This is a genomic window from Sorangium sp. So ce887, assembly GCF_051521455.1.
Classification (GTDB): domain Bacteria; phylum Myxococcota_A; class Polyangia; order Polyangiales; family Polyangiaceae; genus Sorangium.
In genome coordinates this window covers 3,437,665-3,452,944 of sequence record NZ_CP150354.1, presented here as the reverse complement: position 1 = coordinate 3,452,944, position 15,280 = coordinate 3,437,665, and the positions used below count along the sequence as shown (strand labels likewise).

Below are 15,280 nucleotides of genomic sequence, written 5' to 3'. Positions count from 1 at the left end.
CCATCCATTCCGGTCTCGGATCCGCCGCCCCCCTCGCCCATGGCACGCTGCCGCGTCGCGACCTCCTCGCGCCCCCTCCAAGGCCGCCCGTTTCGGTTTCAGACCGACCCGACCCCCCTCGCGAGGCCGCTCCGCCACGTCGCGACCTCCCCGCCTCCCCTCCGAGGCCTCCCGTTTCGGTTTCAGACCGACCCGCCCCCCCTCGCGAGGCCGCTCCGCCACGTCGCGACCTCCCCGCCTCCCCCTCCGAGGCCTCCCGTTTCGGTCCCGACCCACCCGCCCCCCCTCGCGAGGCTGCCCCACCCCATCGCGACCTCCCCGTTCCGCCTCCCCTCTCGCGCCGCCCTACGCCCTCACGGCGGAAACCCCGCGACTCCCCTTCCTCCCCGTCGTCTCCGCCGGAGCCCAGCACGTCCGGGTTCGCCCCCTGCCCTCCGGCGCCGGCGACCGCCTCGATCGAGCCTCGGGGCCTCGGCGCGGCCCTGCGCGCCGAGGGTCAGGCCGGCGACGAAGAAGAGCCCCGCCGTCGCACGCGCGGCGGCGAGGCGAGGGCGGCAGCGCACGAGGCGAGAGCGAAGCGGGACCGGGCAGGGCACGCCGAGCGGCCTAGTACAGCGTTCCCTAAGTTCCTCCCGGGTTATCGCGGCCAGAAAGCCTCATGCTTTCGCGCAGATATGACGTCTCGGACCCCCGGGACGAACTTAGGGAACGAAGTACTAGTCCTGCAGCGGCTGACGCCACAAGGCCAGGCCGGAGCGCCCGCTGCGCTGCGCCGCGCGCGTTCTGCCCCAGGCGCCCTCTGCATCCGCTCCCTTCGCCAGCTGGCTTGATGCCATGCTCGTCCGGCAGGGCGGCTGGCGGCACGCGCGCCGTGAGGTGCGCCGGGTACACGCTTGTGCCGGACGAGGGGCGGAGACGACTCTATAGAAGAAGCGATGGGCAGCGAGGTTGGCTGCCCGAAGAAGAAGCGATAGGGCAGCGAGGCTGGCTGCCCGAGCATCGGGCCGGCCACCTCGTCGAGCTCTCCCGGCAGGCGCGGGATGGGCTCGACCGCGGGATGGGCGCGTTGACCCGATGTTCCCGTGATGAGGGCGTTTCGCCCGCAGCTGCCACGCGAGGCGCCGCGACCGGAGGGGCCATGATGAACCAGGTGACCCTCGCTCCAAGGACGTTGTTCCAGGGCCGCTACGAGATCCTCTCCTCGCCCTGGGAGACCCCCCACGCCGCGATCTATCACGGGCTGCAGATCGCGGGTGGGCAGCCCGTCGTCCTCGAGGTCGTACGCATCCTCCCGGAGGGGGTCTCCGGGGGCATCGCGCGACGCCGCCGCGCGCGCTTCCTGCGGGAGATGGACCGCTGCGCGCGGCTCCGCCATCCCAACATCGTCCGGCTCATCGACGCGGGACAGACGGACGAGGGGCAGCTCTATGCCGTGTTCGAGCGCGCGCCCGGGCAGAGCCTGGCCGAGCTGCTGTCGGTCCACGGCGCGCTCGAGCCGCAGGAGGCGCGACGCCTGATGAGGCAGGTCCTCGACGCGCTGGCCTGCGCGCACCGGCAGGGCATGGTCCACGGGGACGTCAGGCCGGCCCACGTGATGGTCGTGCCCTCGGGGGCAGAGCGGAGCGCGCTGCTGTTCGGCTTCGGCTTCGCCGCGGTCGCCGCCGGAGCGCGCGGCGGAGAGGACGGAGCGCACGCCTCCGGCACCGAGCTCGTCGGCGCGCAGGCCTACGCGGCGCCCGAGCAGCGCCGGGGGTTCGCGCCGATAACGCGCTCGGACCTGTACGCGTGGGGGCTCGTGTTCCTCGAGTGCCTCACGGGCAGGCGGGCAGCCTGCAGAGTGTCTCCGGACGGAGACGCTCTCACGCCGGAAGGCGGCGAGCCCGGCCGGATCCCGCGCGCGCTCCTCGATCACCCGCTCGGGGCCATCTTGCGACGGGCGACGCTCGAGGAGGTCGCGGCGCGGGCCGGCACGGCGGACGGCCTGCTGCGCGAGCTCGACGCCTGCGAGGTGGCCGGGCTCCGCCGGGAGGACCTGATCCTGGACGCCGCGCCGAGCGGCGCCGGAGCGAAGAGCGTGGAGGCCGCCGGCCGCGCCCTGACCGCCTCGGGACGGGAGGCGGCGATCCACCCTGACGACCTGGGCGCGCCCGGGACCTCCGGCGAGGAGCCCGCGCGCGCGCTCGCCGAGGTCCCGGCCAGCCCCACATCCAGCGGGCAAGCGCGCGACGCCGTGCCTCTCCGGACCGGTGATGCGGGGGCGCCGGCGGAGCCCATCGCGGGCCGCATGCACCTGAAGGCCGGCGACGTCCTCAAGCACTACGAGATCATCCGCAAGCTGGGCCAGGGCGGCATGGGGGTCGTGTACCTGGCCCGCGACACGAGGCTCGGCCGCCTGGTCGCGATCAAGCTCCTCCTCCGTTACACCGGGCAGAGGGTCGAGCGCTTCCTGGACGAGGCGCGGGCCACGGCGCGCTGCAGGCACGAGAACATCGTGGTCATCCACGAGGTCGACGAGATCCGTGGATGTCCCTACCTCGTGCTCGAGTACATCAAGGGCCGCTCGCTGCGCGAATGGATGGCCCAGCGCGAGCAACCCAGCGCGCCCGGGTCGCCGGCCGCCCAGTTACCGCCTGGCCCGCGGGCGGCCCGCACCGTGATCGACGTCATGGTGCCTGTCGTTCGCGCGCTGGTCTGCGCGCACGACCTCGGGATCGTGCACCGCGATCTCAAGCCGGAGAACATCCGCATGGACGACGCCGGGTGCATCAAGGTGCTCGACTTTGGCCTCGCCAAGCGGCTCGACGCGAGCGTGGTCGCCTCGGTCAGGAGCGCGCGGGCGGCGCTCGCCGGAGACGCCGGCCGGCACCGGAAGAGCGCGATCGTCGGCACGCCGGGGTACATGTCGCCCGAGCAATTGCTGGGCAGCGACGTGGATTGTTGCACCGACCTCTGGGCCGTGGGCATCCTGCTCTACGAGCTGCTCACGGGGGAGCACCCGCTGCACCCGTTCTCGTCCGCGCGGCTCTCGACCATCGTCGACGTCGATGTCCCCATGCCCAGCCTGAGCGAGAGGCGCCCGGACGTGGGCGCGCTCGGCGCCCTCGTGGACCGCTGCCTGAAGAAGCGCAAGGCCGAGCGCATCGGCTCGGCCAGGGAGCTCCTCGCCGAGCTCGAGGCGCTCCTGCCCGGCCGGAGGGCGCTCCTGCTGGGCGAGGACGAGAGCCCGTTCGCCGGCCTGTCCGCCTTCCAGGAGGCGGACGCCGCGCGCTTCTTCGGCCGCGATCGGGACATCGCCGCCATGACGAGGCGGGTGCGGAGCCAGCAGCTCCTCGTCATCGCCGGCCCCTCCGGGGCGGGCAAGTCGTCGTTCGTGCGCGCGGGCGTGATCCCCGCCTTGAAGGGAGCCGAGGACCGCTGGGAGGCGTTCATCCTGCGGCCGGGGCGCCGCCCGCTGTCCGCGCTCGCCGATGTGCTCGTGCAGGTCGCCGAGGCGGAGTCCACGCCTGGGGCGACGGCGGGGAGCGGGGCAGCGACGGGCGCTCCCGAGCTCCCCGATCATGACGCGCTGGTCGCCACCTTGCGCACCCAGCCAGGTGTCCTGGGCGCCCGGCTTCGCGCGCGCTGTCGCCATGAAGGGAAAAGGCGCCGTATCGTGCTCTTCGTCGACCAGCTCGAGGAGCTCTATACGCTCGGCGCCCCCTCCGAGGAGCTTTCGGCGTTCATCGCCTGTCTGGAGGGCGCGGCCGACGACGCGTCGTCGCCCCTGCGCGTCCTGCTCGCCGTCCGCTCGGATTTCCTCGAGCGCGTGGCCGAGGACCGCAATTTCATGACCGACGTGACTCACGGGCTCTGGTTCCTGCGGCCCATGGGGCGCGATGGCCTGCGCGATGCCCTGACGCGGCCGCTCGAGGCGGCCGGGGTTCGCTTCGAGACCGCCGGGATGATCGAGCACATGCTGGGAACGCTGGAGGGCACGCGGAGCCCGCTCCCGCTCTTGCAGTTCACGGCCGCGAAGCTGTGGGAGGCGCGAGATCGCGAGCGCCGGCTGCTCACGCGGGACAGCTATGAACACCTCGGCGGCGTCGCCGGCGCGCTGTCCGCCCACGCGGACGCGGTGCTCTCGTCGCTGCCGTCGCGCGAGCAGCGGCTGGCCCGGGCGGTGCTCCTGCGCCTGGTCACGCCCGAGCGCACGCGCGCGGTGGTGAGCCTGGACGAGCTCCGCGAGGCGGCGCAGGACGGCGAGGGCGCTGCCGGCGACGCGATCGCGCAGGTGGTCCAGCGCCTGGCGGGCGCGCGGCTCCTGCTCATCGAGGCCAGCGACGAGGAGACCGGCGGCGCGCGCGATCGCACGACGGTGGAGCTGGTCCACGAATCCTTGATCGACAGGTGGCCGAAGCTCGGCCAGTGGCTCGCCGAGAGCGAGCAAGACGCGCAGTTCCTGGCCCGGCTGCGCGCCGCGGCCCAGTCGTGGGAGGCGAGCGGTCGGGCCGAGGGGCTGCTCTGGCGCGACCGCGCGGCGGAGGACGCGAGGGCGTGGCACGAGCGCCGTCGCGCCGACCGGGGAGCCGATTGGCACGTCGGGCTCGGCAAGCGCGAGGAGCGATACCTGCTGGCCGTCGTGGGCCTGGTCGAGCACGCGCGGCGTCTGCGCCGGCGGCTCGCCGTCGGCACGGCCGTCGCGTTGAGCGCGATCGCGGTCATCGTGTCGTGCCTGGCGATCCGTGCCAATCAGCAGGCCACGCGCGCCAATCAGCAGGCCATGCGCGCCGACCAGGAGGCGGCTCGCGCGCTGGTCGAAGCCCGGGAGGCGCGCAACGCGACCCGCATGGCCACGGCCCGCGAGCTGCAAGCCGATTCCACGACCGTGGTCGCGATCCTGCGCGAGGTCGAGCCGCCCAATGTGCCGCGAGGGTGGGACGTCCTGGCGCGGTCGGCGCTGCACAGCGGGATCGCTCGCGCGGTGCTCAACCATCCGGATGCGGTCATGCATGCGCGCTATAGCTCCGACAGCAAGCGCATCGTCACCGCGTCATGGGACAAGACCGTGCGGGTGTGGAACGCCGATGGCACGGGCGAGCCCATCGTCCTTCGTGGTCACGACGATCTGGTCGCTTCGGCCGCCTTCAGCACCGACGGCAGGCACATCGTCACCGCATCATGGGACAGGACCGTGCGGGTGTGGAACGTCGACGGCACGGGCGAGCCCATCGTCCTTCGCGGCCACCAGGGAGTGGTCTACTCGGCGGCGTTCAGCCCCGACGACAAGCGCATCGTCACTGCGGCACGGGACAGGACCGCGCGGGTGTGGAACGCTGATGGTACAGGCGAGCCCCTCGTCCTCCGCGGCCACGAGGACGGGGCCTTTTCGGCGGCGTTCAGCCCCGATGGCAAGCGCATCGTCACCGCGTCGCAGGACGGTACCGCGCGGGTGTGGAACGCCGACGGCACGGGCGAGCCCATCGTCCTTCGCGGCCACCAGGGAGTGGTCTACTCGGCGGCGTTCAGCCCCGATGACAAGCGCATCGTCACCGCGTCCTACGACAAGACCGCACGGGTCTGGAACGCCGACGGCACGGGCAAGCCCATGGTCCTTCGCGGCCACGAGGATGCAGTTTACTGGGCGGCGTTCAGCCCCGACGGCAAGCGCATTGTCACCGCGTCCTATGACAAGACCGCGCGGGTATGGAACGCCGACGGCACGGGCGAGCCGCTGCTCCTTCGTGGTCACGAAGAAGCGGTCGTGTCGGCGGCGTTCAGCCCCGACGGCAAGCGCATCGTCACCGCGTCCTATGACAAGACCGCGCGGGTGTGGAACGCCGACGTCACGAGCGAGCCGCTGCGCCTCCGTGGCCACGAGAATGGAGTGCTGGGGGCGGCATTCAGCCCGGATGGCAGGCGCATTGTCTCCGCATCCTATGACAAGACCGCGCGGGTGTGGAACGCCGATGGGACGGGCGAGCCCCTGGTGCTTCGCGGTCACCAGGAGCGGGTCCACTCGGCGGCGTTCAGCCCCGACGGCAAGCGCATCGTCACCGCGTCGGCGGACAAGACCGTGCGGGTGTGGAACGCCGATGGAACGGGCGAGCCCCTGGTCCTTCGTGTTCACAAGGATCGAACCTATTCGGCGGCGTTCAGCCCCGATGGCAACCGCATCGTCACCGCGTCGGGAGACAGGACCGCACGGGTGTGGAACGCCGATGGAACGGGCGAATCCCTGGTCCTGCGCGGCCACGAGGCTGGGGTCTACTCCGCGGTGTTCAGCCCTGACGGCAAGCGCATCGTCACGGCGTCGTACGACAACACCGCGCGGGTGTGGAACGCCGATGGAACGGGCGAGCCCTTGGTCCTTCGCGGCCACGAGGGTGGGGTCTACTCCGCGGCGTTCAGCCCTGACGGCAAGCGCGTCATCACGGTGTCCTACGACAAGACCGCACGGGTCTGGAATGCCGACGGCACGGGCGAGCCCCTGGTCCTCCGCGGTCACGAGCATTGGGTCCTGGGGGCGGCGTTCAGCCCCGATGGCAAGCGCATCGTCACCACTTCCCAGGACAAGACGACGCGGGTGTGGAACGCCGATGGCACGGGCGAGCCCCTGGTGGTCCTCCGCGGCTCCGACTCTCCGGTCAATGCGGTGGCCTTCAGCCCGGATGGCAAGCGCATCGTCACCGCGTCCGACGACAAGCTCGTGCGGGTGTGGACCGACCTCGAGCCGCTCCGCGGCGTCGACGACCCGAAGCTGTGGACCGCGACCACCTACTGCATGCCCGTCGAGCGGAGGATAGAGCTCCTTCGCGTGCCCGAGCCCATGGCCCGAGCGAACCGAGACGCCTGCCTGCGCCGTGTCGAGGAGGCTCGCGCCGCTACCCCGGAGACCCGACCAGAACCGGCTGTCCGTCCGAGCGACTCGGCCGACCGGTGATCCCAACCTGGGTCGGGTCGGCGAGTTCTTCTGCCGGTTCCACCACGGCGAGCGCGAGGAGCCGCGGCTCCCGTGCCGGATCACCGATCCGGGCGGCGGCGGGCGGCGGCTCGAGAGCCTCTGGGAGCCCCGGCGCATCGAGGGGGTGGTGACCCCGATCGATCACCGCAGCTTCCGGTTCGAGAGCACGTTCGCCCCCGCGCCGGGCGCCGCGGCCGAAGCCGTTTCGGCCACGTTCGAGGCCGTGGACTACCACCTGTACCGCGGGTCGATGCGGGCGGCGGAGGGCGAGACCTGGGTGACGCTCGAGTACCTGCCCACGCCGCAGGACCTCGGCGGCCAGCCGGCGGAGGCCGCCATGCCCAGGGTACCGCCGGAGAGCACGAGGCGGCGCTAGCCAGGGACAGTTTTTCTCGTCCCAGCGGATTTTCGCACCGCCGGCGGCCTCCGCCCGCATGCTCTACGCCACGGCGAAGCCGGCGCTCAGCAGGTCCTGTGGCCGGGACGACGAGCCGATGTGGACGCGGAACTCCCCCGGCTCCACCACGCGGCGCCCCTCGGCGTCGATCAAGGACAGCGCCGAGGCGGGGACGTCGAACCGCACCGTGCGCGCCTCGCCCGCGGCCAGGCGCAGGCGGCGAAACGCCTTGAGCTCCTTCAGAGCCCACGTGGACGACGTCACCCGATCTTCGATGTACAGCTGGGCGATCTCGACCCCCTCGCGCTCTCCAGCGTTGGTGATCGTCACCTCGAAGGAGGCCACGCCGTCTCGCCCCACGCTGGGCGTCAGGACCTTCAGGTCGGCGTACGCAAAGCGCGTGTAGCTCAGGCCAAAGCCGAACGCGAACGCCGGCTCCTGCGTGAGGTCGGCGTAGCGGCTCCCGTGCTGGCCGCGGGCCTGGTTGTAGAACACCGGCTGCTGGCCCACGTGGTAGGGGAACGAGATCGTCAGCTTGCCCGAGGGGTTGATCCGCCCGAACAGCGCCTCGGCCACCGCCCGCCCGCCCATCATCCCCGGATTGAACGCCTCGACGATGGCCGACGTGCCGAGCACCGAGCGCGGCATCACCAGCGGCTTGCTGTTGACGAGGACCACGACCGTGGGCACGCCCGTCCTGGCGATCGCGTCCGCCAGAGCCCTTTGCCCGCCCATGAGCTCCAGGGTCGCCGTGCTCTTCGTCTCGCCGATGAGCTCGATCCGATCCCCCAGGACCAGGACCACCACGTCGGCGCCCCGGGCCAGCTCGACCGCCGCGGGGATGCCCGACTCGTCCTCGCTGACGATCGAGCAGCCCGCAGCATGGACCACCTCGCACCCCGAGGGCGCGAGCTCCCGTATCCCCTCCACGATCGTGACGATGCTCGAGCGCGGGTGCTGGGGACCGTTGCCGCCGCTCATCTGGCCCGACCCGAGCGACCAGTCGCCCAGCTGGGCGATCGGGTCGTCCGCGTTGGGTCCGATCACCGCGATCCGCCGCAAGGGCCCCGGCGCCGCGCCCGCCCCGCGAGCGGCGTCGCTCGCCGCCGGGGACCCCGCGCCGTCCGCGAGCGGCAAGAGGCCGTCGTTCTTCAGCAGCACGAGCGACGCCCGCGCCACCTCCAGGTTGAGCTCCCGGTGGGCCGCGCACCCGATGATCTCCTTGATCCGCCGCTCGCTGCTGTACCCGGGGTCCTCGAAGAGCCCGAGGGAGATCTTGAGCGAGAGGACGCGCCGCACCACCGCGTCGATCTCGGCCTCGGCCAAGAGCCCGCGGCGCACCGCCTCCTGCGCCCCCTCGTAGAACTCCGGGGTCGCCATCATCAGGTCGTTGCCGCTCCGGATCGCCACCGTGGCCGCCTCGGCCATGTCCTCGCAGACCTTCTGATCGAGCACGAGATTCCCCACGTTGTTCCAGTCGGTCACGACGATCCCCTCGAAGCCCCACTCTTCCTTGAGGACCTCGGTCAGGAGCCAGCGGTTGGCGGTGGCCGGTATCCCGTCCATGGACTGATATCCTGTCATGAACGCCATGCAGCCGCTCTGCGCGGCCTTCTCGAAGGGCGGCAGGAAATACGAGCGCAGGTAGCGCCGCGAGATGTTCGCCTCCGACGCGTCACGGCCGCCCAGCGTCTCCGAGTAGCCCGCGTAGTGCTTGGCCGTGGCCAGCACCGCGTCCGGATCGTCGAGGCCCTTGCCCTGATAGCCCTTGATCATCGCGCACGCGAGCTCGCCGATGAGGTAGGGATCCTCGCCGAACGTCTCCCCCACCCTGCCCCAGCGAAGATCACGCGTCAGGCACAGGACAGGAGAGAACGTCCACTTGAGCCCGGTCGCCCGCATCTCGGCGGCGGTGACCCGGGCGACCTTCTCCAGAAGGCCCGTGTCCCAGCTGCACGCCATGCCGAGCTGCGTCGGGAAGATCGTGGCGCCCGCCCAGAACGAGTGACCATGAATCCCGTCGTCGGCCATCAGCACCGGAATGCCGAGCCGGGTGCCCAGCGCGCGCCTTATCGCCGCGTCCGCGTCCTTCCCGTTGCAGTGCAGGAGGCTGCCGACCTTCATGCGCCCGATCGCGTCCTCCAGATCTCCCTGCGCGTCCAGCTGCATGAGCTGGCCGACCTTCTCGTCCAGGGTCATCCGACTCAGGAGGTCTTCCACCCGCTTGCCCACGGGTTGCTTGGCGTCTTTGTAAAGGGGAGCGTCGCTCATGAGTTCTCCTGATCGGGATGGAGGGCGCACGATAACAGGTCCGACCGTCGGAGCAAGATCGGGCCTCTTACCGTGCACCGTGCATCGCTCGGAGATCAGGACTGAGGCTCACGCCGCCGAGAGCTTGAGCGCCACCTCGCACATCATCGCCTCCGCGGCGACAAGCTCGCTCCACCCACGCCCCTCGGGGAAGCCGTCGAGCGCTCGCCCCAGCACGTCGCGGATCTCGCCGGCTCGCCCCTCCTCGTCGAGCAGCCGCGCCAGGTGGAGCGACGCTCGCAGCGCGGTGGGCCGCGCGCCCTGGCGCCTCGAGAGCTCGATCGCCTCGCGGTAGCTGCGCTCGGCCGCGCGCTCGTCCCCCAGGCAGCGCAGGCAGTCACCCTTCAGCCGGTGGAGCTCCGCGAGGTAGCGAAGCTCCTTGACGACCCCGGCCACGAGGAGGCACCGGTCGAGCCGGGCCAGCGCCGCGTCGAACCGGCCGAGATCCATCTCCGACTCGGCGGCGAGGGAGCTCCAGCGGGGATAGGGCTGTTCCATGCCGGCCGCGCGCATGTCCGCGAGCAGCCGATCCGCCCTCTCCACATCCCGGTCAATCCACGCTTGCAGGAGCCCGCCGTGCAGCAGCCACTGCGTGAGGCCGAGGGGCTCCGCTATCTCGAGGAGCTGCTGCGCTGCGCGCCTGACCGCATCGCGGTCCCGCCGGCCATGGTGCACGGAGGCCGAGTGAACGAGCAGAAAGCAGGTGCTGTTCGCGTGTCGCAGCGCCCCGGCGATGGCCTCCGCGCTGTTCAGCCATGCCGCGGATCGGTCCAGGTAACCCCTCGACCAGAGGACCGCCCCGAGCGCGGCCTGGGCGCCGACCGCGAGATCGAAGCCGAACACGAACGCGGACTCGCGGTGCTGAGCGGGGTCGTACAGCGCGGCGGCGCGCTCCAGGGCGGCCTGCGCCTCGTCGAACCGCGCAGCGATGAGGAACGACGATCCCAGCGCCAGGTGGGCTGCGACCCTGTGCTGCGCGTCGCCGGAGCGGTCGCTCAGCGCGACGTACTGCTGCGCCAGCGCGTACGCCAGATCGGCGTTGCCCCGCTTCCAGTGGTGGTTGAACCGCGCCCACAGCGTCGTGAGGGCGTGCGGCCCGTCGCCGGCGCGCTCGAGGAGCAGCTGAGAGCGCCGCGTCGCCGACTCGACCTCTTCCGCCGCGAAGCTCCGGATCGACGCCACGGCGGAGATCATGATCTGGTTGAGCTCGAGCTCCGCCTCGGCGCGCTCGCGCGGGTCCCCGAGGGCGTCCAGCCAGGAGATCGCCTGGAGGGCATACCCGACCGCCTCCGCGTTCATCGACCGACGGAGCGCGCCCCGCGCCGCCACCCGCCCGTAGGCGATCGCCTCCCGCTTCTGCTCGGCCTTCGCGTGGTGCATCGCGAGGAGCCCCGGCCGCTCCACGGCCGTCTCGGGGAAGCGCCCTTCCAGCACCCGCGCGATGCGCGCGTGCGCGCGCTGGCGCGCCCGCTTCGGCAACGACTCGTACGCCGCGTCCCGGATAAGGGCGTGCCTGAACACGTAAGTCGACTGCCGCGCCCGCCGCCTCAAGAACAGGATGTCCGCAGCGACGAGCCGGTCGAGGTTCTCCTGGACCGCGGCCTCGCCGATCGCGCTGATCTCGGCCAGCACCTTCCCGCTGAACTCGCGGCCCAGGGCCGAGGCGAGCTGCGCCGTCTCCCTGGCGTGCCCCAGCCGATCCAGGCGCGCCGTGAGCGACGCCCGGAGGGTGGTCGGAATCGACAGCTCGCAGCACGACCGCTCGAGCGTATCCCGATCCTTGCCATCGGCGTGGACGTCCAGCGCGCCCGACTCGAGGACCGCTCGCGTGAGCTCCTCGACGAAGAGCGGCACGCCGTCGGCCTGCTCGATCACCCGCTGGACGACCGCAGGAGGGAGCTCCTTGCCCGCGGCGAGGCTCGCGATCAGCGCCGTGACATGGCAGCTCTCCAGCTGGCTGAGCTGGATCTGCAGCGTGCCGGAGAGCGGCCACGGCGGAGAGAACTCGGGGCGGGCGGTGAGCAGCACGCAGATTCGGGCCGTCGGCACCTCGGGCAAGAGCCGCGTCAGGAGCTCGAGCGTGGTCGGGTCCGCCCACTGCAGATCTTCGAGCAGGAACAGCGCCGGCCGCCGCTCCGCGGTCTCGATCAGCAGCGACACCAGCGCGCCCAGCGTCAGCTCCTTCTGGCGCTGCGGAGCCAGGTCGAGCGGCGCGGAGCCGTCGCCCGGCGGAATGCAGAGCAGCGACGCGAGCAGCGGCATCGTGTCCCTCACGCTGAAGCCGTGCGCCGTGAGCAGCTCGCTCAGCTTGCCGGCCCTCTCCTCGGGCGCCTGCCGCTCTTCGATGTCGGCCATCTGCTCCAGCGCCTCGATGATGGGCCGGAGCGCGCTGTTGTGGTCCTCGGGCGCGCAGCGGCACTCGATCCAGGAATGCGCCTCTCCGGAGATCGCGCGGTAGAGCTCCATCGCCAGGCGCGATTTACCGATCCCCGGCTGCCCGGTGATGAAGACGCTCTGGCCGAAGCCCTCCCGGACACGGCTCCAGCGCTGCGAGAGGAGGGCCAGCTCGTGCGTCCGCCCGAACATCGGCGGCGGCTCGACCGCGGCGAACGCCGGGCGCTCGCCCTCGATGCGATGGACCTCGATCGGACCGGCGCCGCCCCCGAGCTGGCGAACGCCGAGCGCCTCCTGCACGAAGCGATCGCGGAGCAGGCGGCACGTGTCCCCGCTGACGAGCACCGCCCCCGGCTGAGCGATCCCGCTCAGGTGCGCAGCGACGCTCGCCGTCGTCCCCATGAGGGCCCCCGAGCCGACGGTGCTCGCGTCGCCGCCCTCGGGGACGACCACGAGCCCCGTATGCACGCCGAGCTGCACCCCCACGCTGAGCCGGCGCTCGGCCTCGAGGCGGAGGCTCAGCCCGCCGATCCTCGCCGCGATCTCCAGCGCCGAGCGGGCGGCGCGCTCGGCGTCGTCCTCGCCCGCGACCGGGTGGCCGAAGCAGAGCAGCACCCGCTCGCCGAGCACGCCGGCGACGGTCCCCTGGAAACGCCGGGCGACGTCGGCGCAGATCTCCTGGTGCACGCGGAGGAGCTCGTCCCGCTCCTCGACATCGAGGCGTTGCGGCTCGGGCGCGGACACCTGCAGCGAGCAGCACACCGCCGTGAGCACCCGGCGCTCCCCTGCGGCTTCCCGCGGAACGCGGGGCTCCGTCGGCGGCTCGCGGCGGGCGCCCGTCGCCGCCGCCTCCTGCCCCGGGCGGGCAGCGGCGCCCGGCTCGACCTCCGGCCCGGAGAGCAGTCCCCGCGGGAGGTCGCTCACCGCGCACACCTCGAGCTCTCTCAGCAGCCCCTTGGCGGTGACGTTGCGCGCCTCGACCTCCTTGACGAGCACGCGCGACAGCAGCTGACCGACGGGATGGCGGAGCAACGCGGCGGGCACGGGGACCGGCTCGGAGCCGAGCTGCCTGGACAGCACCTCGGCCACCCGCCGCCCGGCGAAGACCGGACGTCCCGTCAGGCACTCCAGAAAGACGAGCCCCCAGGCGAAGAGATCGGCGCGGGGCGTCGCGACGTGCCCCTGAAGCTGCTCGGGCGCCGCGTACGCCGGGGTGCCCAGCATCTCGTCATCGCTGGTGAGGTCGGCCTCGCCCGCGATCCCGATGTCCTCGGCGATCGCGCCGATCCCGAAGTCGAGTACGAGCGCGTTTCGCCGGGCGCCGGTCGGCAGGATCATGATGTTGGAGGGCTTCAGATCCCGGTGCGTGATCCCCTGGGCGTGCGCGGCCGACAGCGCGTCGAGGACCTGGAGCATGAGGTGGCGTGCCTCCTGCGGATCGAGCGTCCCCTCCTGGCGCAGGACCTCCTTGAGATCCTTGCCCGGGACGAACTCGAACACGAGGTAGATCTGCCCGTCGCGCGTCTGCCCCGAGTCGATGAGCCCGACGATATTGGTGTGGTGCAGGAGCGCGCCCAGCCGCATCTCCCGCTGGAAGCGCGCGACGCGCTTCGTGGCCGCCGTTCCCTCCCGGCCGCCGACCTTCAGGACCTTGACCGCGACCAGCTGGCCCGTCGCGACCTGCCGCGCCTTGTAGACGACGCCGAACCCCCCGGCGCCGATCCTGGACAGGACCTCGTAGTCCCCATGGAATCGAACCTCTCCGACGACCTTCTCCCCGCTGCGGCTGCTCATGGCTCGTGTCCCGCCGTGCCGCTCGCACCTCGGCAGGCCGCCCAGCTGGCCTGAGACGAAGCACGGGCAACCGGCGCCCGCCGCCCCGCGGCGGCGATCCGGCGAGAGGCGCCGGCTCACGGTGGCTTGTGTCATCTTGCCCCGATCGCCAGTGGCGCGCAGCGCAAGAGCGCCGCGGCCGCCCGGGGAGCGCGCCGCAGGCAGCCGCGCTGGAGAGGGCACGTCACCGGACGAGGCCGGCGCCGCTCAGGAGCTCAGGGGCGATGTCGGCGCCGCGCCGGTGCGCGCCCCGGCCTTCAGGCCACCAGGCGGAAGCTGGAGAGCGGCATGCCGTACACCCGCTGCGACCCCTGCACGTCGACTTCGGTGATCTCGAGCTCGGGGTTCCCCACGCCGCCGCAGAAATAGTGCATCACCGACCTGGGATCGTAGGCCGTGAGGTCGATCGTCTGCGACGTGTCCTCCCGGCGGCAGACGGGCGGAGCGCCGCTCCGGATGTGCTCATGCCGGAAGCCGAGGACGTGACCCAGCTCGTGCCGGAGCACGCCGACGGCGTTGAACCCGAGCGAGGGCGAGAAGTACGAGGGATTGATCAGGATCTGCCTTCTCCCGACCGGGTCGTTCGGGAAGAAGGCCGCGGCGATGAAATCCCCGCCGGAGAGGTTGAGCCGCACCGGGAACACGACCTCTGCGGGGCGGGTCGTGCTCCCGTCGAGCTCGGCCACGTGGCGGAACGACACGCCGCAGGTCTCCTCCCAGTCGCGCGTGGCCGTCAGCATGTTGGCGCGCACCGTCGCGTACTGGCTCTCGTCCCGGAAGGTCGCCCTGAGCACGCAGTACGTGATCACGAACCCCGGACGCCAGCGCACCGGCCTGCCGTTCTGCAGGATGCCCACCAGCCCCTCCCCTCCGGGGCCGGCGTCCAGGTTCGGCGGCTCCACGTTGGCGGCGTGAGGCACGTAGTCGGCGAGCTGCTCCTCTTCCAGCAGGAGGTCGCCCTCCGCGACATACATCAGCTTCCCATCGAGCTCGAACGTGGGGAGCCTCGTCTTGAGCGCCCCTACCTCCTGCGCGATGGCCGGGTCGGTGATGGCCATGGCGATTCTCCTTGGCCCGGAGCACCCGGGCTCTTGGGTGATGGTTCCTATCGCGTGAGACCACGGATCACCTCCTGAAGGTGTCCGGGCAGCTCAAGGAAGAGCGCGCGGCTGAGCGGGTCGGCGCTCTCGGGCGCGGAGCCGCGGACGAGCGCGTCGATGAGCAGATCCTCGCGCGAGCCGAGCGTGTCTCCCCGCACGAGGTAGAGCGTTTGACCTTCGATCTCGATGCGATGGCGCTCCTCGATACGGCGGAAGCTCTCGGACCGGTCGAGGAGCGCCCGCAGCTCGGCGTGAGCCTCCAGCAACGAGGGTCGCGGCGGCTCCTCCGGCCTGATCGCTTTCATA

6 protein-coding genes are annotated in these 15,280 nt (G+C 71.8%); 2 read left to right on the top strand and 4 right to left on the bottom strand.

The window, feature by feature from the left end:
- Nucleotides 1–1,141 precede the first annotated feature (1,141 nt).
- Together WMF36_RS13095 and WMF36_RS13090 are read left to right on the top strand one after the other, a co-directional pair.
- The gene (locus tag WMF36_RS13095) at nt 1,142–6,919 is read left to right on the top strand and encodes an nSTAND1 domain-containing NTPase (RefSeq protein ID WP_437579925.1); all 5,778 of its coding nucleotides are present in this window, start codon (nt 1,142–1,144) and stop codon (nt 6,917–6,919) included.
- Complete coding sequence (locus WMF36_RS13090; RefSeq protein WP_437579924.1) at nt 6,840–7,316, top strand: hypothetical protein; 477 nt, start codon at nt 6,840–6,842, stop codon at nt 7,314–7,316. Before WMF36_RS13095 ends, WMF36_RS13090 begins: the two co-directional genes overlap by 80 nt.
- Before the next feature lie 63 nt (nt 7,317–7,379).
- On the opposite strand, the gene WMF36_RS13085 is transcribed toward WMF36_RS13090, so the two are convergent.
- The 4 genes from WMF36_RS13085 to WMF36_RS13070 form a co-directional block, all read right to left on the bottom strand.
- On the bottom strand, nt 7,380–9,608 hold the full coding sequence (locus WMF36_RS13085; protein WP_437579923.1) for a glycoside hydrolase family 3 N-terminal domain-containing protein: 2,229 nt from the start codon (nt 9,606–9,608) through the stop codon (nt 7,380–7,382).
- A gap of 108 nt (nt 9,609–9,716) precedes the next feature.
- Entirely contained in the window at nt 9,717–13,835 is a 4,119-nt protein-coding gene (locus WMF36_RS13080) for a TOMM system kinase/cyclase fusion protein (RefSeq protein ID WP_437579922.1), read from the bottom strand.
- Nucleotides 13,836–14,131: 296 nt separating this feature from the next.
- A complete protein-coding gene (locus WMF36_RS13075) occupies nt 14,132–14,932 on the bottom strand; it encodes a matrixin family metalloprotease (RefSeq protein ID WP_437579921.1) in 801 nt (266 codons plus the stop codon).
- Nucleotides 14,933–14,979: 47 nt separating this feature from the next.
- Entirely contained in the window at nt 14,980–15,279 is a 300-nt protein-coding gene (locus WMF36_RS13070; RefSeq protein ID WP_437579920.1) for a hypothetical protein, read from the bottom strand.
- Between the last annotated feature and the right edge of the window lies 1 nt (nt 15,280).

Bases quoted from the DNA above. Each gene is read 5' to 3' on its own strand.
- WMF36_RS13095 (WP_437579925.1), top strand. From the start codon at position 1,142: ATGAACCAGGTGACCCTCGCTCCAAGGACGTTGTTCCAGGGCCGCTAC.
- WMF36_RS13085 (WP_437579923.1), bottom strand. From the start codon at position 9,608: ATGAGCGACGCTCCCCTTTACAAAGACGCCAAGCAACCCGTGGGCAAG.
- WMF36_RS13080 (WP_437579922.1), bottom strand. From the start codon at position 13,835: ATGAGCAGCCGCAGCGGGGAGAAGGTCGTCGGAGAGGTTCGATTCCAT.
- WMF36_RS13075 (WP_437579921.1), bottom strand. From the start codon at position 14,932: ATGGCCATCACCGACCCGGCCATCGCGCAGGAGGTAGGGGCGCTCAAG.
- WMF36_RS13070 (WP_437579920.1), bottom strand. From the start codon at position 15,279: ATGAAAGCGATCAGGCCGGAGGAGCCGCCGCGACCCTCGTTGCTGGAG.